Annotated in this window: 16 protein-coding genes, 2 tRNA genes and 2 rRNA genes (1 of these 20 cut by a window edge); 8 read left to right on the top strand and 12 right to left on the bottom strand. The window is 40.4% G+C overall.

Annotated elements, in window-relative coordinates; all coding sequences use genetic code 11:
• Positions 1-72: 72 nt before the first annotated feature.
• The 3 genes from ACE1CA_RS01065 to ACE1CA_RS01055 all read right to left on the bottom strand — a co-directional run bounded on the left by ACE1CA_RS01065 (position 73) and on the right by ACE1CA_RS01055 (position 1,179).
• Positions 73-381, bottom strand: a complete 309-nt coding sequence (locus ACE1CA_RS01065) for a type II toxin-antitoxin system TacA family antitoxin (RefSeq protein WP_413277810.1) — start codon at positions 379-381, stop codon at positions 73-75.
• A gap of 77 nt (positions 382-458) precedes the next feature.
• Positions 459-818: a DUF5615 family PIN-like protein gene (locus tag ACE1CA_RS01060; RefSeq protein WP_413277811.1), complete on the bottom strand. Its 360-nt coding sequence runs from the start codon at positions 816-818 to the stop codon at positions 459-461.
• The gene (locus tag ACE1CA_RS01055) at positions 796-1,179 is read right to left on the bottom strand and encodes a hypothetical protein (RefSeq protein WP_413277812.1); all 384 of its coding nucleotides are present in this window, start codon (positions 1,177-1,179) and stop codon (positions 796-798) included. Before ACE1CA_RS01055 ends, ACE1CA_RS01060 begins: the two co-directional genes overlap by 23 nt.
• Positions 1,180-1,605: 426 nt before the next feature.
• Here ACE1CA_RS01055 and ACE1CA_RS01050 point away from each other — a divergent pair, with 426 nt between their 5' ends.
• Positions 1,606-4,212 carry a GmrSD restriction endonuclease domain-containing protein gene (locus ACE1CA_RS01050; RefSeq protein ID WP_413277813.1) on the top strand — a complete coding sequence of 869 codons (2,607 nt, stop codon included), beginning with the start codon at positions 1,606-1,608 and terminating at the stop codon, positions 4,210-4,212.
• A 286-nt stretch (positions 4,213-4,498) separates the two neighbouring features.
• Here the strand turns inward: ACE1CA_RS01050 and ACE1CA_RS01045 are convergent, their stop codons facing one another.
• Positions 4,499-4,762 carry a hypothetical protein gene (locus tag ACE1CA_RS01045; RefSeq protein WP_413277814.1) on the bottom strand — a complete coding sequence of 88 codons (264 nt, stop codon included), beginning with the start codon at positions 4,760-4,762 and terminating at the stop codon, positions 4,499-4,501.
• 107 nt (positions 4,763-4,869) lie between these two features.
• On the opposite strand from ACE1CA_RS01045, the gene ACE1CA_RS01040 reads away from it, so the two are divergent.
• Positions 4,870-5,562 (top strand): helix-turn-helix transcriptional regulator, encoded by a 693-nt coding sequence (locus tag ACE1CA_RS01040; protein ID WP_413277815.1) that lies wholly within the window; start codon positions 4,870-4,872, stop codon positions 5,560-5,562.
• A 68-nt stretch (positions 5,563-5,630) separates the two neighbouring features.
• Here the strand turns inward: ACE1CA_RS01040 and sppA are convergent, their stop codons facing one another.
• From sppA to dnaA, 6 genes are all read right to left on the bottom strand, one after another.
• The gene (sppA, locus tag ACE1CA_RS01035) at positions 5,631-7,469 is read right to left on the bottom strand and encodes a signal peptide peptidase SppA (RefSeq protein WP_413277816.1); all 1,839 of its coding nucleotides are present in this window, start codon (positions 7,467-7,469) and stop codon (positions 5,631-5,633) included.
• An 86-nt stretch (positions 7,470-7,555) separates the two neighbouring features.
• A complete protein-coding gene (gene fni, locus ACE1CA_RS01030; RefSeq protein WP_413277817.1) occupies positions 7,556-8,584 on the bottom strand; it encodes a type 2 isopentenyl-diphosphate Delta-isomerase in 1,029 nt (342 codons plus the stop codon).
• Between the two features lie 80 nt (positions 8,585-8,664).
• Positions 8,665-9,201: a bifunctional pyr operon transcriptional regulator/uracil phosphoribosyltransferase PyrR gene (gene pyrR, locus ACE1CA_RS01025; protein WP_413277818.1), complete on the bottom strand. Its 537-nt coding sequence runs from the start codon at positions 9,199-9,201 to the stop codon at positions 8,665-8,667.
• Positions 9,202-9,332: 131 nt separating this feature from the next.
• Positions 9,333-10,499 (bottom strand): DNA polymerase III subunit beta, encoded by a 1,167-nt coding sequence (gene dnaN, locus ACE1CA_RS01020; RefSeq protein WP_413277819.1) that lies wholly within the window; start codon positions 10,497-10,499, stop codon positions 9,333-9,335.
• Positions 10,500-10,882: 383 nt separating this feature from the next.
• Positions 10,883-11,620 (bottom strand): Uma2 family endonuclease, encoded by a 738-nt coding sequence (locus ACE1CA_RS01015; RefSeq protein ID WP_413277820.1) that lies wholly within the window; start codon positions 11,618-11,620, stop codon positions 10,883-10,885.
• 63 nt (positions 11,621-11,683) lie between these two features.
• Positions 11,684-13,066 (bottom strand): chromosomal replication initiator protein DnaA, encoded by a 1,383-nt coding sequence (gene dnaA / locus ACE1CA_RS01010; protein ID WP_413277821.1) that lies wholly within the window; start codon positions 13,064-13,066, stop codon positions 11,684-11,686.
• 137 nt (positions 13,067-13,203) lie between these two features.
• Between dnaA and ACE1CA_RS01005 the strand changes: the two genes are divergently transcribed.
• Both ACE1CA_RS01005 and def read left to right on the top strand, forming a co-directional pair.
• Positions 13,204-14,409: an HhoA/HhoB/HtrA family serine endopeptidase gene (locus tag ACE1CA_RS01005; protein WP_413277822.1), complete on the top strand. Its 1,206-nt coding sequence runs from the start codon at positions 13,204-13,206 to the stop codon at positions 14,407-14,409.
• 36 nt (positions 14,410-14,445) lie between these two features.
• Complete coding sequence (gene def / locus ACE1CA_RS01000) at positions 14,446-14,970, top strand: peptide deformylase (protein WP_413277823.1); 525 nt, start codon at positions 14,446-14,448, stop codon at positions 14,968-14,970.
• Between the two features lie 78 nt (positions 14,971-15,048).
• Here def and argS read toward each other — a convergent pair whose 3' ends face one another.
• Both argS and nadC read right to left on the bottom strand, forming a co-directional pair.
• Entirely contained in the window at positions 15,049-16,806 is a 1,758-nt protein-coding gene (gene argS, locus ACE1CA_RS00995) for an arginine--tRNA ligase (protein ID WP_413277824.1), read from the bottom strand.
• A gap of 35 nt (positions 16,807-16,841) precedes the next feature.
• Complete coding sequence (gene nadC / locus ACE1CA_RS00990) at positions 16,842-17,723, bottom strand: carboxylating nicotinate-nucleotide diphosphorylase (protein WP_413277825.1); 882 nt, start codon at positions 17,721-17,723, stop codon at positions 16,842-16,844.
• Between the two features lie 267 nt (positions 17,724-17,990).
• Between nadC and ACE1CA_RS00985 the strand changes: the two genes are divergently transcribed.
• The 4 genes from ACE1CA_RS00985 to ACE1CA_RS00970 form a co-directional block, all read left to right on the top strand.
• Positions 17,991-19,478 (top strand): 16S ribosomal RNA (locus tag ACE1CA_RS00985).
• Between the two features lie 116 nt (positions 19,479-19,594).
• Positions 19,595-19,668 (top strand) — tRNA-Ile (locus ACE1CA_RS00980).
• Between the two features lie 21 nt (positions 19,669-19,689).
• Positions 19,690-19,765: transfer RNA gene (locus ACE1CA_RS00975), tRNA-Ala, on the top strand.
• 219 nt (positions 19,766-19,984) lie between these two features.
• Positions 19,985-20,144: ribosomal RNA gene (locus ACE1CA_RS00970) — 23S ribosomal RNA — on the top strand; it runs 2,721 nt beyond the window's last position.
• Together the 16S and 23S rRNA genes with 2 tRNA genes alongside form the textbook arrangement of a ribosomal RNA operon.

The following is a 20,144-nucleotide window of genomic DNA, read 5'->3' as shown; positions in this document are numbered from 1 at the left end:
GCTTGTTTACGGATGTAATTATCAAGGCTTTCTTCTCCGCAAGAGAAACTTGATCGCTTATGTTTGCGGCTATCAAGTAGTTCGATCGTTAGTGCCATTTTCCATTACTTGTTTATAACGCAAAGCCGCTGTTTTCAGTGCTTCATTAGGCGACGGAGGATTGAGCAAAGCATTGACAAAAGCTTCGCTATCTTCCAAGTTAAGTTTGAGAGTTTGGTGCTGTTCAATCACTTGAGAAGCTGCTGCTTGAACGCTGGCGATGACAAAATCTGTCAAGGTAAGTCCTTCTAAATCAGCCGCTTTTTGCCAAATAGCTTTAATTTCTGGGCTGACACGCGCTTCTAATCTGGCTGATGGTTGCGATCGGCTAGTTCTTGGCATGGCGAACTAATGGTGGTAGTTTTCTTTATTTTACGGCAAAATGCCGTATTAGAAAATTTCATCTTAATTGGTTGAGCTTAATAGTTCCATTGGTTGAGAATAACAAACTGATTTTCAATGGCATAGTTTGCTGCTTCAAGGTTAGCGATCGCCTGTATAATCGCTTGGTAGCTCATGTTTTTAACCGGATTGGGGTCTTGAAACACAGCCAAGATACCGGGATGCACTGGATTAGCTTGATGAAGTTCTTGAAAGTCACTACAGTTACGGGTTAGTAGCACTCTTTCTTGTATTCTGGCATAGTCGAGTACAGCTGAATCCTCTCGACTCATTAAATCCGCTTCATTAACAGTAAGCACATCATGACCTGCTACCCGAAGTAAATTGACTAAATATTTTGCCTGTGAATCTTCATCAAGAAGCAATGATAGGCTCAAGTGAGACTCCTTTTTCTTCCAAGCGGTAGCGTTCTTCGTCGGACTCTAACTTAATTAATTCTTGGTGAGTTTCACAATAACGAATTACTTCGTAAATAGCAGGTAGGGGTAAGTCCCAATTTTCGGCGGCTTGTTCTTTCGACATCTGATTAGCGATCGCATCTTGCCAAACAGTTGAAGCTAGAAGTTTGCGCCCTTTAATATAAAGTTGCCGTCGCCAGGGATGAGGACGTGCTACTAAATATTGCCAATCTTCCTCCCGTGCAGAAATTTGCAAAGATTGAATGATGGCGCTGACAAGTGTGAGGCGATCGTTCGCTGATAGCTTGAAAGCCTGTTCTATGAGTTCTTGTACAGACATAGGAATATTCCTGCAAATGCTAATGTTTAAATTTTAGTATGTGCGATCGCTTGACCCAAAGTAATATATACGTTACTGTAAAAAATCTATTTATTATCTAGTAATCTAGCAATCTTAATATTTTTAAAAGCATCAATGATTACAAAAAGTATTTGGTTTTATGCTTAATAAAGCCTAGCACAAGTATGAGCTCACTCTATTGATTTAGCAGGGGTTCACAAGGGCAAGGAAGAGAGCAACCGATGGGCATTACTAACTATGGTATAATGTTCCACTGTAGGAAAGTTTGAACTACAAGTACATAATCGCAGTTATGAACTTAGCCAATTTTAATCTTTTGTCTGTCTTAGTCACAGGTAGCGCTTATTAAGTATTTACTTATGATGTATGCACCATCTTTATCAAAAAATATGGGAGTGACAGTATATGGATAACATATTCCTGAAGCAAGAGGATTTTGATAGAATTTTTTCATCTCAACTTAAGATTACTACTTATTCACAAAGTATAGAAAGTTTATTTAGGGAAAGAAGCCTCAATAAAATTAAGTATGACCCTTACTATCAAAGAAATTACGTTTGGAATCCCGAAAAAGCAACTTTTTTCATAGAAAGCATTCTGCTGGGAACTGAAATTCCTCCAATCATACTATTTGACAATGGTTCTATCAAGGAGGTAATTGACGGTAGACAAAGATTTGAGACAATTCTTCGCTTTCTCAAGAAGGACTTAAAACTCACTGAAAAAGGTTTACATGAGCTTAAAGATCTCAACAAAAAAGCATTTGATGATTTAAGTAATGAAATTCAAGATATCTTTCTCGACTCTACATTAAGAGTGTTTGAATTTACCGTAGTGAATGAACCAAAATTAGATAATGATTTAGAAGATAAAATCAAAAAAGAAATTTTTTCGAGGTACAACTCTGGTATAACTCCTCTCAAAAAAACAGAACTTGATAATGCAACTTATTTAAATGACCCAGTAACTAAGCATTTTAAAGAAATGTTAAATAAAAATGTAGAGTTAACAGAAATAACGTATCAGCTTTTCTTGAAACCTGCCAAAATAGAGGATAATGATAAATCTAAAATTCAGAAAATATTGCCCTTTGTGCGTAAACAGTTAATTCTTGCTATGCTTCCTATTAGGAGTTATGCTTCCAGCCAGTCTAGGGCAGAAACTATTGATAAATTATATGAGTTTATATCTTCAAACTCTGAACCAAGAGAGGTGAGTAGTAAATTTTTCAAAAAGATTATACTTGTAAATAAAATTAATTGTTTTCTAGCGAAAAGATCCGTAGAATCTAATCGCTTGGTTTGTGAGTGTTTATTGTGGGCATTATCAGTTTTAGAAAAGGAGAATGTTCACTTAAATGAAGAAACTATTTTTTCTGATGATTTTGCAGATTTAATTGCTAAAAATTTAGACAACTTTACTCCTGAAGGTTCACATTTTTATACCCCTACACTTTTGAGATATCAAACGATAGCTGACTTCTTTAGTGAAAAATTAAATATTAATTTTAGCAACTATCTTGGAGGTGGGAAGCCAAAAATAAACGACTACAATCAAGATGCCACTTTGGTTAAGGTAAACCAACTAGACACTCTAAGGACAACAAAACCCGACCCTCAAAGAGTAACAATTGATGACTTCTTTTCAAAACTTAGAAAAAAGAGGCTTCTTCTACGCCCACCTTACCAAAGATCTGAAGTTATTAATATTCCAAAAGCATCTGCTCTGATCGAAAGTATTTTACTTGGGATTCAATTACCACCAATATTCATCTTTAGTCGAAGTGATGGAGTTTGGGAAGTTATTGATGGCCAACAGAGACTTCTCTCAATACTTGCTTTTACAGGAGGGTCTTATGTGGATGAGCAAGGTAATGAACAAAAATCTAAGAATGATAGGTTTGCCATGAGACAATTGAGAATTCTTAGACAATTAGAAAAGAAAAAATTTGAAGAGTTGGACATTAATTTACAAGACAAAATATATGATTTCCCACTTTTGGTTGTTGAAATTAATGAAAAAGCCAATCCTCAGTTCCAGCCAGTCGATTTGTTTATCAGGCTAAATAATAAGCCATTTCCCATTCCTGAAAATTCTTTTGAAATGTGGAATGCTTGGGTCAAGAAAGATTTGATTGATGAAATAAAGAAGAATACATCTAAGCACAAAAGCTGGTTCTATATCACTCGCGGTAAAAATGATTATGGGGATAGGATGTTAAATGAAGAGCTATATACTTTGCTAGTTTATATTGATTATCATAAAACAAGTGGCAAAGGCAAATCTGTTGGTGTTCTTGACATACACTTGAGGAATAATTCAATAAATGCACGGATTAAGGATAAGCGAGACGTTACAAAACTTCTTCAGAGTGCTTCTACAGATATAGAATCCCTTCAATTATTTCGAGAAAGCATTAAGCATATAGAGAGTTTTATTAGGGTATTAAAATTAATCCTACTTGATAGAGATATAGATAATGGTGATCTGAATAATTTCCTGGGAAATGAACTTAATTCAATCTTCGATGCAGGCCGAGAATTGCAAGTTCTTGTAAGAAGGTTTCAAGATTTTTATATGCTTTGGTATATTCTTTCTGACTTAAACTATCAAATGGCTAAGTTTCATAGGAAAAAAATTAAACAGCTTTTAAAGGAAATATTCATTTACATGAAGAACCCAAGCAAAGCTGATCCTGAAATAATTATGAAGGGATTTAACGAAAGATTAGAAATAATGAAAAGCGACTATACCAAAGAAGATAGACGGCTACGATTAACAGAGGAAGAAAAGAAATTACTAATTAAAAGTCAAGGAAATCGTTGTGCCTTGACAAATGCACCTATATATTATGGAGATGAATTACATTTCGACCATATTATACCCTTGGCAATAGGGGGTTCAGATACAATCGATAATATCCAGGTAACATATCCAGATGCTAATAGGCAGAAAGGTGCTAATTTTCCACAACAGTTATCATTAAAATTTGATGAAAGTCAACCTCTATAGGTCTTGCAGAATTGGCCACTAGGCCAAGAACCAAGCACAAACATTACCATTATTCTTTTCTCAACTGCGCCACAAAGCGGCTTCTAAAAGAGTAATTTCCAAACCAGTAATCACCTGATGATCACTTAAACTTTCAGCAGCCACTATCAAGCCATTTTAGCCAAGGGTGATCGATCGCACTATCACCGCCAATTAACTGGATCGTTGTAAATTGCGATCGCACTAGACAATTATTCCTCACTAAAACCACCAGTGCGAAAAGCGATCGCAACTACAGTTTTTAACACTAGTCATCACGCTTCATTTGCCAAGTCGCACCAAGTCCAGCACCCAGTCCGGCAATCAACCCGGTACTCATACCTTGGATAGTTGACATCAGAGGAGTTTGAGTTATGCACTGTTTGCTGGGAGAATCAGCTAACCAACAGCGATTGCTTTCCGCCCAGCTTGCAGTTCCCCCCAGTACCACACCAACCGTACTACAAGCCAAAATATATAAGAAGAAGCGATTAACTTTTTTAATTTGGGGGCGTTGCTTTTTTCTATCCATAGAAAGATGTAATTTTGAAAACTACTTGTCTAATCGGCTTAATATATTCTGCCCTTAAAAGCGATAAATGTTATCGTTCTTTTATTAGCAAATCTAAAGTTACAACAGTGAAAAACCGTTTTAATATAAGCAAATCTGATAAATCTCCGGTTGAGCACATGGAGGAACGACAAAAATCCAAAGATCAAATCCTTTACTGCTTAAAAATGCAGGGGTCACAAACTGCCACCACCATTGCCAAACAACTAGGAGTATCGCCAATGGCTGTCCGGCAACATTTACAAGTGCTACGTGCGGAAAAATTAGTGACATACTACGAAGAACGTCGCCCCCAAGGTCGTCCGGTTAAGCTTTGGCATTTGACAGAACATTCTACCAGCCAGTTTCCCGATAGTCACGCGGATTTAATGGTTGATTTGTTGCGAGGAGTGGAAACAGTTTTTGGCAGTTCTGGATTAGAAAAACTTTTGGCAGAACGTGCGGGACGACAAATTCAAGCTTACAGTGCTAGAAGTGTTGAGATTGCTAATGATAAAGATTGGACTCAAAAGGTAAAAGCGATCGCCCATTTGCGCGATCGGGAAGGCTACATGACGGAAGTAATTCCTCAACCCGATGATGCTTTATTGTTGGTCGAAAATCACTGTCCTGTGCGATCGGCAGCTAGTAGTTGTGAATTATTATGCCGTTCTGAATTGGAAGTTTTTCGTGCGTTATTAGGCACTAACGTTTCTATTCAAAGAGTAGAACATATTTTGCAGGGCGATCGACGTTGTGCCTATCTAATTAAAAAAATATAATTTTAGGTGATTGGTAGTGTGTGGATTACCAACTACCAATTACCAACTACCCACTACCTCTTAACTAACTAATCGATCCGCATATTGTAAGGCAATCGAGCATAAACATTAAGCGGATCGTTGAGATTTACTAAAACTTGTAATTCTCCCTGCAACTGTTGATAAGTTTGTGCAAACGGGCCAAACTTCATTACTGTATTTACAGGCTGTTCTTCATTAGAAATACCAGGAGCATAGCTAAACAGATTTTTCAAAATTCGTTCTTCTAAAGAACCACTCCTACTAAATTGTTTTAGCTCCCAATCATCACCTAATTTGGCTTCTTTAGCTGCATATTTAACAGCTTCATTGATGCCACCAAGTTGATCAACTAACCCAATTTGTTTTGCTGCAAAGCCTGACCAAACTCTGCCTTGGGCAATTTCTTGAACTCTGGTAGGTGGTAACTTGCGAGAATCAGCAACTTTGCCAATAAACTGATAGTAGATTTGGTTAACTGAGGTTTGAAAAACTGCCAATTCTTCCGGGGTTTTCGGACGAGAAACTGTTTGGGAATCAGCGAAACGCCCCGTCTTCACCACATCCCAAGTTACGCCATTATTGTTAGCTAACTTTTGCAGGTTTGGTAACAGTCCAAATACACCAATAGAACCAGTAACTGTGTTTGGTTCAGCAAAAATGCGGTTGGCATAAGTGGAAATCCAATAACCACCAGAAGCAGCATAATTCCCCATTGAAACTACTACTGGTTTGACTTGACGAGTTAATTTTACTTCTCTTTGAATAATCTCGGAAGCGCTGGCACTTCCACCGGGACTATTCACCCGTAAAATTACTGCTTTGACATCTTTATTTTGTCGCAGTTGGCGGAGTTGTCTGGCAAGGCGATCGCCTCCTACCTGCCTTAAAGTGCCTTCTCCGCTGACAATTTCTCCTTCTGCATAAACAATGGCAATTTTATTTTTTGATGAGCGTTCTTGACCGACTTCGGCATCAGGAACTCTGGCATAAGTGTTCAAACTAATTTGGCGGAAAGTTTTTTCTTCTTCCTCTTCATCACTACCAGTTAGTTTTTTTAAGTCAGTTACTACCTGGTCATAATAAGCTACTTTATCTACTAAGCGGCTTTTTTGGGCTTCATTTGGTAATAGTAAACCTTTACTGTCTGCGATCGCCTGAATTTGTTGCGGAGTTAATTGGCGACTTTTACCAACTGTGGCACGATAATCACCCCAAATATCATTCAACAATCTTTGGGTTTGTTGACGATTTTCTGAACTAAATTCTTTGAGAATAAGTGGTTCTACAGCTGACTTGTACTTACCAACCCGAAGTATTTGTATTCCTACACCATATTTCTCTAAAGCACCGCTGAGAAACATGGTTTCTGAACGTAGACCATTAATTTCTACACCACCCAATGGATTAACTATGAGGGTGTTTGCTACTGAAGCTAAATAATAATTAGGCTCATCCCAGTCTACATTATAGGCAATAATCTTTTTCCCAGTAGCTTTAAAGTTTTCTAGTGCTCTTCTGACTTCTTTAAGAGTAGCAAAACCAGAAATTCCTCCTTCTGATTCTCCATTACCATCCAAATAAATAGCTACAATTCGTCGATCTATTGCTGCTTTATTAATTGTTTTTAAAACTGTACGGAGAGTCAGTGAATTGTCTCTTTCTCCTGATACAGCTTTTTGCAACAATTCACCTGTACCTGAGCCAGGATTAGTATCAGTAATTCTGGTAGATAAATCAAAAACTAAAACTGATTTATCTTTCACTTGTGGCCCTGTATCTTTTATTGCTGCCGAAATCAGCAAGAAAATTAATCCTCCTGTACATAGACCAAAGAAAATCAGGATACCGAGGAAACTGGCAAAGGTGTATTTGAAGAAATCACGCATTTTAGTTGTCAATTGTTAGTGATTAGTCGTTAGTTGTTAGTAGTTAGTTGTTTTGCTACCAACTACTAACTACCAACTACTAACAACTATCCTAATCTTTTTAGGGATTTTGAGTGTTTCAAATCTTTGAGAGTGGCGTTACCTGTGCAAAACAACACTGTGGTGATTTCTGCGATTAACACTTGCACTAGTTCGTGTAAAGCTGCTTCTGAGACAGCCGCAGCTTGTAAAAACGGCATTGCTAGACCTGCGAGATCTGCGCCGATCGCGATCGCTTTCGCCACCTCCAAGCCATCGCGCAAGCCTCCAGAAGCGATTAACGGCACGTCAGGCGCAACTTCACGAACGTTCACAATACATTCTGCCGTAGGAATGCCCCAATCGGTGAAAGTTCGCCCCAAACGTCGCTGCATTGCATCTTGTGCCCTTTCGCTTTCCACTTTTGCCCAAGAAGTACCACCTGCGCCTGCTACATCGATCGCAGCTACACCCGCATCAATTAACTTTTGTGCCATTTCTCCTGAAATCCCATTTCCCACTTCTTTGGCGATCACAGGTACGGGCAATTTTTTACACAACTTAGCAATTTTGGCTAACAATCCCCTAAAGTTAGTATCTCCTCGCGTTTGGACGCATTCTTGCAAGGGGTTTAAATGTAAAATTAGCGCATCTGCTGCTAATAAATCGATGACTTTTTCGCATTGATCGATGCCATATTCATAGTTTAATTGTACGGCTCCCAAGTTAGCGAACAAAAGTGCATCTGGGGCGTGCGATCGGACTGCAAAAGTTTTCCCCACCTGCGGATCTTCCACTGCTACCCTTTGGGAGCCTACACCCATTGCAATATTATAATGTTGCGCTATTTTTGCCAAACGCTGATTAATTTCCCCCGCAAATTCTGTCCCTCCGGTCATCGAAGAGATTAGCAAAGGTGCAGCTAACTTCTTACCCAAAAAACTAGTTGTCAAATCTATTTCATCGCGATTAATTTCTGGTAAACAACAGTGAGTAAACTTATATTTTTCCAGACCATTAGTAGTTTGCTGAAATTGTACAGATTCTTCCAGACAGATTCGTAAATGGTCTGCTTTCCGTACCTGAGTTTCTGCCATAAATCTATTTAATCTATTTGATATAGGACAGCAGTCTTATTAATTATAATTCTTATTTATGTTAAAATTTTTGCCTTACTTTAAGGTTTAATTAACTCTACACCATCTTTACCATCCAATTCTTGCAAATAAACTTTTACCTGTTCATCTTTAGCAGTTGGCAATTGTTTCCCAGTAAAATCAGGTTGAATAGGTAATTCTCGATGTCCCCTGTCTACCAACACCGCCAAAAAAATTGATTCTGGTCTACCATATTCAATCACAGCATTTAGTGCAGCGCGAACAGTTCGCCCCTTATAAATTACATCATCTACAAGTACGATCGTCTTTCCCGAAACATCAAAAGGAATATCAGTTTTTAAAGGAGTTCGCATACCAATGCGATCAAGATCGTCTCGATAAAAAGTAATATCCAAAGCACCAACAGGCACTTCTATTTGTTCCAACAAATTAATTTGCTTTGCCATCAAATGCGCCAGAGGCACACCCCTAGTATAAATCCCCAACAAAGCCAACTTAGACAAATCAAGACACCTTTCCACCACTTGAGAAGTCATGCGGTTAACAGTGCGTCTTACTTCTTCCGCCGAAAGTATTTCAATCACCTTACCACTCATATAAAACTACTTCTCTTCCTCTTTCCTTCCTGTCCTTCGTGCCTTCGTGGTTCAAAAAATTTTTGTCCCACATCCAATAAAACTGCTATAAATTAGAGATTTTAGAAACCTCTAAAACCTCTAACTTGCCACTAATTTCGCAATTGCACAGGCATAATCAAATGAGTAGCTTTTGCACCTCCCAACGGTTGTAAAACCACCGGACTAGTAGCAATATTCAACTGCATTTGTACTTCCTGAGTACTAATATTCCGCAAACTTTCCATCAAATATTTCACATTGAAAGCAATCTCCATAGTGTCACCAGAAAACTGAATTGGAATAGTTTCTCTTCCACTACCTACATCTTTAGCTTCAATAGATAAAGTCATTTGCTGATTACCACTATTCAAAGTAGCCTTCACAATTTGATTTTTCGGATCTGTTAAAACCGAAATCCGTTCCAAAACGCTCAAAAACTGCTTTCTTTCCACAGTTAAAGACTTAGTAAATCCTTGAGGTAATAACTGACGATAAGCGGGATATTGTCCCTCAAGTAAGCGAGAAGTAATGCGTTGTTCCAGCCATTCAAAAACTACTTGACCTTGACCAAAATGGAGAGAAACAAGTTGTTCGGGAGATTCAGAATTTGCTGATTGTCGCGATCGCAAAATTCTTTCTAATTCTCCCAAAGCTCTAGCGGGAACTGTAGCACTTAAATCTAAATCTTCATCATCTATATCTGCTGCTGCTTCCGATTGATTAAAAGTCTCAACCATTGCTAACCTATGACCATCAGTAGCAGCAAATTCTAAACCTTCATTGTCAAACTTTAAATGGACTCCGGTTAATATTTGTTTAGTTTCATCTGCACTAGTAGCAAATAGAGTACCATGTAAACCTTCGATTAAAGTTTCCCCGGATAAACTAACAGTTTGGGCATCTTCAATAGAGGGTAATTCGGGAAATTCTTCTGCACTCATTCCTCGGACTTGGTAACTTCCAGAAGCACAGGTTAAAGTTGCGATCGCAAGTCCCTCATCATCACTTACGGTAATCTCACCATCCGGTAAACGGGAAACAATATCGTTTAGCAACTTAGCTGGTAGCGTAATAATTCCATCTTCCGCTACTTCTGCCGCAAAGCTAGTTTTAATCCCCAAAGTTAAATCAAATCCAGTCAAGCTGACTCGCTGCGTTTCGCTGTCTGCTGTCAACAAAACATTTGCTAACACTGGATGCGTCGGGCGCGAGGGAACTGCACGACTGACTAAGGAAAGGTGGGTGTTAAGGTCATTTTGAGAACAAATGAATTTCATCGTCGTTAGGGAAACTTTGCTCAGAACGAGATCCTATCATTTTTGGCTGATTGTTGCTGCTCTGGTTAATTGAGTAAAAATACTTACACTACTCATGTATTTTTATATAGTTTATTAACAATTCTCTGTTTAACCTGTGGAAAATGTGGAAAAACCCTAAAGATATTTGTCATCTCTATTTTTCAGATTTATGATTCTGTGGAAAACTTGTGGAAAAAACCCCTAAGTTTTCCACAGAGTATTTATACTCAAAGCTTTTTAGTCTGACATCCCGACTTTTTCCTAAATTTTCTCCAGAATAATATATGGGCGAGTTTAGCGTGATTTTTTAACAGCCCAGGAATAAAATTGATATGATCTGTGGCGGTGGAGCGATCGCCAACCTATAAATCCATTGGATCGATATTCAATTCTCGCAACTTCTGAGCTAGGCGTTCAGCCCGTTGCTCCGCTTGTTCCTTAAGTTGGCGTTCCTGTTCCTTAAGTTGGCGTTCTTGCTCTACAACTTCTTCCGGTGCGGGGATTAATTCTCCTTCTCTTGTAAACAAGCGCAGCATTGACTCATGAACCCCTAACCACAATCCCAACTGCTCGCTCCACAACCTCCCTTGTTCGTTTGGGACGAGTTCTTGATATCGTCCATCAACTAGATGAAACCCTTTGAATTCAAGCGTTTTAGGGTCAAACCAAAAATAATCGGGTGTCCGAAACGTATCCTGGTACAGCTGTTTCTTCAAACCCCGGTCAATATTTGCCGTCTTGGGAGAAAGTACCTCTACAATTACATTGGGATACTTGCCATCTTCTTCCCAAACTACCCAACTTTTGCGCGGTTTTCGCTCAGTTCCTAAAACTACGAAAAAGTCAGGCCCTCGGAATTTCTCTGATTTGCGTTGACGGGGACTATAGTAAATTGTCAGATTACCAAAGGCATAAAAGTCTTGCCTGTCGCGCCATAACCATTCCAGGCATTGAATTAACAAGATGAATTGTCGTAAATGGAGTTCGTTTTCCAAGGGTGGTTCATCACTGAGCAAGTCACCTGGAGGAAATATAACATCCTCTAGGTCATCAGATTCTAGATCGTCATCGAAGATTTCTAAGTCTTTGGCAACAGTCATGACTAGAGATAGTTGAGCAATCCTGCCCTCAGTTTAGCTGGAATTTTTGGGTTGTGCGATCGCTTATCCGCGACTTGCTAGGTTTATGCGATCGCTCAACTGCCGCAAAGTTTGTGCCATACTCGGATCTTTATCTCGCAATTGGGCAATTTTGTCACAACTATACATCACAGTTGTATGATCTTTTCCTCCGAATTCTTCACCAATTCGAGGTAAACTCAAATCAGTATGTTGGCGCATTAAATACATTCCAATTTGTCTTGTTACACTAATTTCCCTACGGCGAGAATTACCTTTTAAATCATCAATTGACACATTAAAAGCATCGGTAATTACCATTAATACTGCTTCTGGAGTTACCATTACTTTCTCAGTTGGTGGATTTAAAATTGGTGCTATATTTTCCACCGTCATGGGCAACCCAGAAATTGACATATAAGCCACAGCCCGAATTAACGCACCTTCTAATTCCCGGATATTAGAAGTGTAATTACTAGCAATATATTCAATTACATCACGAGGCAATCGCATATTTTCATATTCGGCTTTTTTTTGCAGAATTGCCATTCTAGTTTCTAAATCTGGGGTTTGAATATCAGCAATTAACCCCATAGAAAATCGAGAACAAAGTCGTTCTTGTAAACGGGGGATTTGGTTTGGTGGGCGATCGGAAGCTAAAACCACTTGTTTACCAGCTTCGTGTAAAGTATTAAAAGTATGGAAAAATTCTTCTTGGGTATATTCCTTACCTTCAATAAATTGAATATCATCGACTAAAATTACATCAGCCGCCCGATAATGTTCTCGAAAACTTTGCATACTATCTTTACGAATTGCCGCAATTAAATCATTAGTAAATTGCTCAGTGGAAACATAAAATATTTTAGAATCAGGGGCAATTTCTAAACGGTAATGACCGATCGCTTGCATTAAATGAGTTTTTCCTAAACCAACTCCACCACAGAGAAATAAAGGATTAAACTCTCTTCCGGGAGATTCTGCAACGGCTAATGATGCAGCGTGTGCCATGCGATTATTTGGCCCAACTACAAATCGAGAAAAGACGTGCTTAGGATTAAGCGTACTTGGTTTTAGTCGATGCCTTTCCACATTTTCGGCAAAAATTTCCGCAGTTTTTGCCTCATCTGGTAGAGGCCAAAAAATTTGTGAGTCACCATTAGTAGCACTTTCCTTACCTTGGTCAATAGTAAAGTAAATTTCTACCGGATGACCTAAAATGTCTTGTACCACATCTGCGATCGTCTTGATATAGTACTTCTGAAGCCAATTCCGCGCAAATGGGTTAGGTGTGCGAATCACCAAACAGTTATTTTCCAGCTGTTCAGCCGCTGCGGTTTTAATCCAAGTTTCAAAAGTGGGGCGGCTTAATTGTACCTGCAACCGTTCCAATACTTGACTCCAGAGACTCTCAAGACGAACGTCCACAAACTTTTCCCCTAGTGCTAACAAGCAAAAATTAATTATGCCATTCAGCTTAACAACTCTACAGTGACAGATCTAAGCTAACCAAGGTTAATCAGATTCGTGCAGTATAAGAATTAGATGCTTGATGTGACAAAATCATGAGATTGGTCAATTTTTCGGGAAAAAAACCAACTATTCAGCTAGTGTTGCTTATCTTAGCAACCGGGGTAGCATTTTTAACAGGTTGTTCTCAGCCTTCGGCTTTAAAGAGAGAACCTGATTTATCCGATAATCAAAATCAAAACTCTCCTTCTCCAGTTTCCCAAACAAATCCTATAACTTCCAACTTTGTGGTAGAAGCAGTGGAAAAAGTTGGCCCAGCAGTGGTAAGGATAGATTCTTCTCGCAGCGTCAGGAGAGATGTAGCTGAGGGGTATGGAGATCCATTTTCTCGCCCATTTTTCGGCGCACCTCCACCTTCTCGAAGAGTGCGACAAGGAACGGGATCGGGTTTTTTGATTAATGCTGAAGGACAAGTACTTACAAATGCTCATGTGATTGATGGCGCGGATACAGTTAAGGTAACGCTTAGTGATGGTCGTAGTTTTGCGGGTAAAGTTTTAGGTGAAGACAAAGTAACTGATATTGCTGTAGTAAAAATTAATGCTAATAAGTTGCCTACGGTTGCTTTAGGTAATTCAGAGAGGTTACAACCAGGAGAATGGGCGATCGCAATTGGCAATCCTCTAGGTTTAGATAAAACTGTTACTGTCGGTGTAATTAGTGCTACGGAAAGAAGCAGTTCTCAAGTAGGAGTTCCCGACAAACGCATTGGTTTTATTCAAACAGATGCTGCTATTAATCCTGGTAATTCTGGCGGACCTTTGTTAAACTCTCGTGGTGAGGTTGTTGGCATTAATACTGCAATTATTGGTGGTGCTCAAGGTTTAGGTTTTGCAATTCCCATTAATAAAGCTCAACAAATTGCTCAACAATTAATATCTACAGGTAAAGTTGAACATCCTTTTATTGGGGTGCAAATGGTAAATCTAACTCCCGAAATTAAAGAAAGGTTGAAAGTTGCTAGTAATGGGGAAATTAATATTACTGCCGATCGCGGAGTTTTAGTGATTCGTACTGTTAGTAATTCTCCCGCAGCTAAGGTAGGAATCAAGCCAGGAGATATAATTCAAAAAGTTGCCAATCGTACTGTCACTAAATCCGAACAAGTACAGGAAGAAATTGAGAAATATAAAGTTGGCGATCGTTTACCAATCCAAATCCAACGTAACAACCAAACTCAAAATCTACAAGTCCAGCTTAGTTCGCTTCCTGCTACTACAACAACAGAAGATGAACCTTAAAATAGTTAGTTACTTTTCTAGTAATCTTAAATTATCATGACTGAAATCTTGCAAATCTCCCAACTTGGTAATCCCATCTTACGCCAACAAGCCCAACCAATTGATGATGTTCGTGATGAACAAATTCAAAAACTAATTGATGATTTGATCGATACTGCTGTTGCTCAAAACGGCGTTGGGATAGCTGCACCCCAAGTAGCGCGATCGTATCGTTTATTTATTGTTGCGTCTCGTCCAACCCTCAGATATCCCAACGCCCCCTCAATGACTCCAACCGCAATGATTAATCCGCGAATTATCGGACATTCCACAGAGGTAGTAAAAGATTGGGAAGGTTGTTTAAGCGTTCCCGGAATTCGCGGTTTAGTTCCTAGATATCAGACAATTGAAGTTGAATATACGACGAGAGATGGCAAGTTAGAAAAACAAGAATTAACTGATTTCGTTGCCCGAATTTTTCAACATGAATCCGATCATCTCGACGGTTTGGTATTTTTAGATCGCCTAGAAACTACCAAAGATATTATCACCGAACAAGAATACCAAAAAATCATCCTCTAAAATAGGTTTGTTGTAACGACTTCAGTCATTCTCCTTCCTCAAGAGGAACACTAAAGTGTTTGCAACAAACCTGATAATTTACATCCTTTCTAACACTTGAATTCCCAGCAAAGACAATCCTAATTTGAGAGTTCTAGCAGTTATATCGCAAAGAATTAACCGCGAACTTCTTTGCGTTTTTTCTGCTTTCAATACCTCACATTCTTCATAAAATTTGTTAAACTTTTTGCTCAGTTCATACAAATACTCACAAAGACGATTAGGTAATAAATCTTGTTCAATAATTTTGAGAATTTCGCTCAGTTGTAGCAAATGTTTTGCTAATACTAATTCTTCCTCTTTTTGCAATAACACTTTAGCTTCTTTTTGTAATTGCTCAAAGTCTATATTACCCTTACGTCCAATGCTACGAATTCGCGCATAAGCATAAAGTAAATAGGGTGCAGTATTCCCTTCTAGAGAGAGCATTCTATCAAAACTGAAGACATAGTTGCTATTACGATTTTGGCTTAAGTCAGCATATTTAACCGCACTAATACCAATTATTTGGGCAACATTAGCGATAAATTCTTCAGATTCTTGGCGATTATCTTTTTTTAGTCTAGCTTCTAAGTCGGCGCGGGCGCGATCGATCGCTTCATCCAACAAATCTTTTAATCGTACAGTGTCCCCAGAACGAGTTTTTAACTTCTTGTTATCTTCACCCAAAACTAGCCCAAAAGGAACATGAACTAACTCTAAATTATCAGGAATCCAACCAGCACGTTTTGCCACTTGAAAAACCTGTGCAAAATGATTAGCTTGTCCGGCATCAGTAACGTAAATAATTCTCTGAACGCGATCTTGAAGAATCCGATAACGTAATGCAGCTAAATCAGTAGTGGCGTAGTTATAACCCCCATCAGATTTTTGCACAATTAAAGGCAAAGGTTGACCTTCTTTGTTGCTAAATCCCTCTAAGAAAACGCATTTTGCCCCTGCATCTTCCTCCAGTAATCCTGTCTTTGTCAAATCTTCTACAACATCTGCCAATAAAGGATTATAAAAAGATTCGCCTCTTTCAGTTAATTTGACATCTAACCAATCATAAATTAGTTGAAATTCTCGCCGTGATTGTTCGCAAAGTAACTGCCATGCGTGACGCGAATCTTCTACACCAGATTGTAATTTTACAACTTCTTTCCTTGCCGTTTCTTGGAAAGTTTCATCTTCATCAAACCGCTTTTTAGCCTTACGGTAGAATTCGACTAAATCCCCCAAATCAACTGCATTAGCGGTAGTCAATGCTTCCGGGCAAACTTCTCTCAAATAGGCAATTAACATTCCAAATTGAGTTCCCCAATCTCCCACATGATTGAGTCGAAGAACATCTTGCCCTTGAAATTCCAGAATCCGAGCTATACAATCACCAATAATCGTTGAACGTAAATGTCCAACGTGCATTTCTTTGGCAATATTAGGACTGGAAAAATCAACAATTACTCGTTGAGGATTTGGAGTTGGAGAAATTCCTAACCGAGAATCTGTTTGAATTGTATTTATTTGTCCTTCTAAATATTCTGGTTTAATTGTCAAGTTAATGAAACCAGGCCCAGCTATTTCTGGATTCAGACAAATATCTGCTATGTCAAGATGCTGAATTATGGTTTGTGCGATCGTTCTTGGTGCTTCTTTCAATTGCTTAGAAAGTCCCAACGCAGCATTGGATTGATAATCACCAAATTTAGGATTGCTAGCAGAAACCAACATCGGATCTACTTCAGCATAATCCTTGCCAAAAGCTGCAATCAAGGCTTTCTGAAACTTTGTTTTTAATTGTTCAATAGTAGAATTCATAGAAATTTTTGCTGGCAACCTAAGCAATTTGTCTTTTAATTCATGGTATTCATATCCAGCCTCATACTCACATCTAACCAAGTAGAACGAGTAACAGGTGCGCTGGTGGAAATATAGTCTATCCCAGTTTCGGCTACAGCACGGATATTTTCTAGAGTAATATTGCCTGATGCTTCAATTTTAATTCGCTGATTACACTGACGGATAATCTCTACCGCTTGGTACATCATATCCAATGACATATTATCTAACATGATAATGTCAGCGCCATATTCTAGCGCTTCTTTGATTTGATCGATATTTTCCGTTTCCACTTCAATAGTTAATGGGTAAGGAATTTGAGAGCGAATTTTGGCGATCGCATTTCCAATCCCACCAGCCGCCTGAATATGATTATCCTTAATCATCACTGCATCATCCAAACCCATGCGATGATTCACCGCACCCCCAAGCTGCGAGGCGTACTTCTCCAATAATCGCAAACCCGGTCTAGTTTTGCGAGTATCGACTAATTTCACTGGTAAATCGGCAATTTTATCTACATACTGTCGAGTCAGAGTCGCAATCCCACTCAAGTGCATAACTATATTTAAAGCCACCCGCTCTCCCATTAACAAGGCATCAGCAGGGCCATGTATTCGTGCAATCACGTCCCTTTTCTCGCACCAAGTTCCCTCCGCAACTATTGGTACAAAGCGAACTTGCTGACTCATAAACTGAAACACTCTAGAAGCAATGGGTAATCCAGCAATCACCCCTGTTTCTTTAGCAATCCACTCCGCCCTTCCCACTCGTACCTGTCCTGATAATAGGCTTTGCGTAGTGCGATCGCCCCGACCCAAATCCTCCAACAACCAATTCTGTAGAATAGAATCCAAAACCAACCAAGACGGTAAAACAGCAGTTGTATTAACCACTTAATTTTTCCTCTGTAACTTTTAGTCTTCTGGAGTTAACTTAACTCAAAACCCTCTCCAAAAGCCAATCCTGACCTTCCCCAAAAAAGTTTTCTCAAACGGTTGACAAACCCTGTAGGGATTGGTAGATTAGTAAAGCGGTCGAGAGAAAGCCAAACGCAAGTGAAGCACTCAAGACGCGCCCGAACCTAGAAAAAAGTATAGTTTGAAAGCCAAAAAAAGCCAAGCTCGTCAAGAAAAATATTAAAGATACGAGTCAAGAGTAATCAAATGGAGAGTTTGATCCTGGCTCAGGATGAACGCTGGCGGTCTGCTTAACACATGCAAGTCGAACGGGTACTTCGGTACAAGTGGCGGACGGGTGAGTAACGCGTGAGAATCTAGCTTCAGGATGGGGACAACAGAGGGAAACCGCTGCTAATACCCGATGTGCCGGAAGGTGAAAGATTAATTGCCTGAAGATGAGCTCGCGTCCGATTAGCTAGTTGGTAGGGTAAAAGCTTACCAAGGCGACGATCGGTAGCTGGTCTGAGAGGATGACCAGCCACACTGGGACTGAGACACGGCCCAGACTCCTACGGGAGGCAGCAGTGGGGAATTTTCCGCAATGGGCGAAAGCCTGACGGAGCAAGACCGCGTGAGGGAGGAAGGCTCTTGGGTTGTAAACCTCTTTTCTCTGGGAAGAAGAACTGACGGTACCAGAGGAATCAGCATCGGCTAACTCCGTGCCAGCAGCCGCGGTAATACGGAGGATGCAAGCGTTATCCGGAATTATTGGGCGTAAAGCGTCCGTAGGTGGCGCTTCAAGTCTGCCGTTAAAACCAGTAGCTTAACTACTGACAGGCGGTGGAAACTGAAGAGCTAGAGTGTGGTAGGGGTAGAGGGAATTCCCAGTGTAGCGGTGAAATGCGTAGAGATTGGGAAGAACACCGGTGGCGAAAGCGCTCTGCTGGACCACAACTGACACTCACAGGACGAAAGCTAGGGGAGCGAAAGGGATTAGATACCCCTGTAGTCCTAGCCGTAAACGATGGATACTAGGTGTTGTGAGTATCGACCCTCACAGTGCCGGAGCCAACGCGTTAAGTATCCCGCCTGGGGAGTACGCACGCAAGTGTGAAACTCAAAGGAATTGACGGGGGCCCGCACAAGCGGTGGAGTATGTGGTTTAATTCGATGCAACGCGAAGAACCTTACCAGGACTTGACATGTCGCGAATCGAAGTGAAAGCTTCGAGTGCCTTCGGGAGCGCGAACACAGGTGGTGCATGGCTGTCGTCAGCTCGTGTCGTGAGATGTTGGGTTAAGTCCCGCAACGAGCGCAACCCTCGTCTTTAGTTGCCAGCATTGAGTTGGGCACTCTGAAGAGACTGCCGGTGACAAACCGGAGGAAGGTGGGGATGACGTCAAGTCAGCATGCCCCTTACGTCCTGGGCTACACACGTACTACAATGCGACGGACAAAGAGCAGCTAAACAGCGATGTCAAGCAAATCTCGGAAACCGTGGCTCAGTTCAGATTGTAGGCTGCAACTCGCCTACATGAAGGCGGAATCGCTAGTAATCCCAGGTCAGCATACTGGGGTGAATTCGTTCCCGGGCCTTGTACACACCGCCCGTCACACCATGGGAGTTGGCCACGCCCGAAGTCGTTATCCTAACCCTTGTGGAAGGAGATGCCGAAGGTGGGGCTGATGACTGGGGTGAAGTCGTAACAAGGTAGCCGTACCGGAAGGTGTGGCTGGATCACCTCCTTTTTAGGGAGACCTAACCTAACTGTGAGCAGAAAAATTGTGATCAGGTCACAGATGAGGTCATACCCAGGTCGAACGAGATTGGTCAGGCTTTCAAACTATGTTCAGGTTGGGTGAATGGGCTATTAGCTCAGGTGGTTAGAGCGCACCCCTGATAAGGGTGAGGTCCCTGGTTCAAGTCCAGGATGGCCCACCTGAAACCCAAAGTGATTGTGGGGGTATAGCTCAGTTGGTAGAGCGCTGTCCTTGCACGGCAGATGTCAGCGGTTCGAGTCCGCTTACCTCCACCAAAAAAAATAGCGAAAAAAAGCGGAAAAAGACTTGTCTAAGTAAAAAAGAAAATGATAGACTAGCTCGAGTGAGTCTGCGATGAAGTTAGCACCTCCATTGGTGAAGCACCAAAGAGAATGCTGGCGACATCAGCCAGTGAGAACCTAGAAAACTGCATAGATGAAGAGAAATAGGAAACATTGTAGCAGGTAGATAATTACCAATAGTTTGTGTTACAAGGTCAAGCTATCAAGAGCTAACGGTGGATACCTTGGCACGCAGAGGCGAAGAAGGACGTGGTGACCGACGAAACGCTCCGGGGAGCTGGCAGCAAGCATCGAGCCGGAGATATCCGAATGGGGCAACCCTTGATACAACTGGTTGAATCCATAGACCAGA

This window comes from Floridaenema evergladense BLCC-F167 (genome assembly GCF_041929205.2).
Taxonomy (GTDB): domain Bacteria; phylum Cyanobacteriota; class Cyanobacteriia; order Cyanobacteriales; family Aerosakkonemataceae; genus Floridanema; species Floridanema evergladense.
This window is presented reverse-complemented; position numbering and strand designations above follow the sequence as displayed.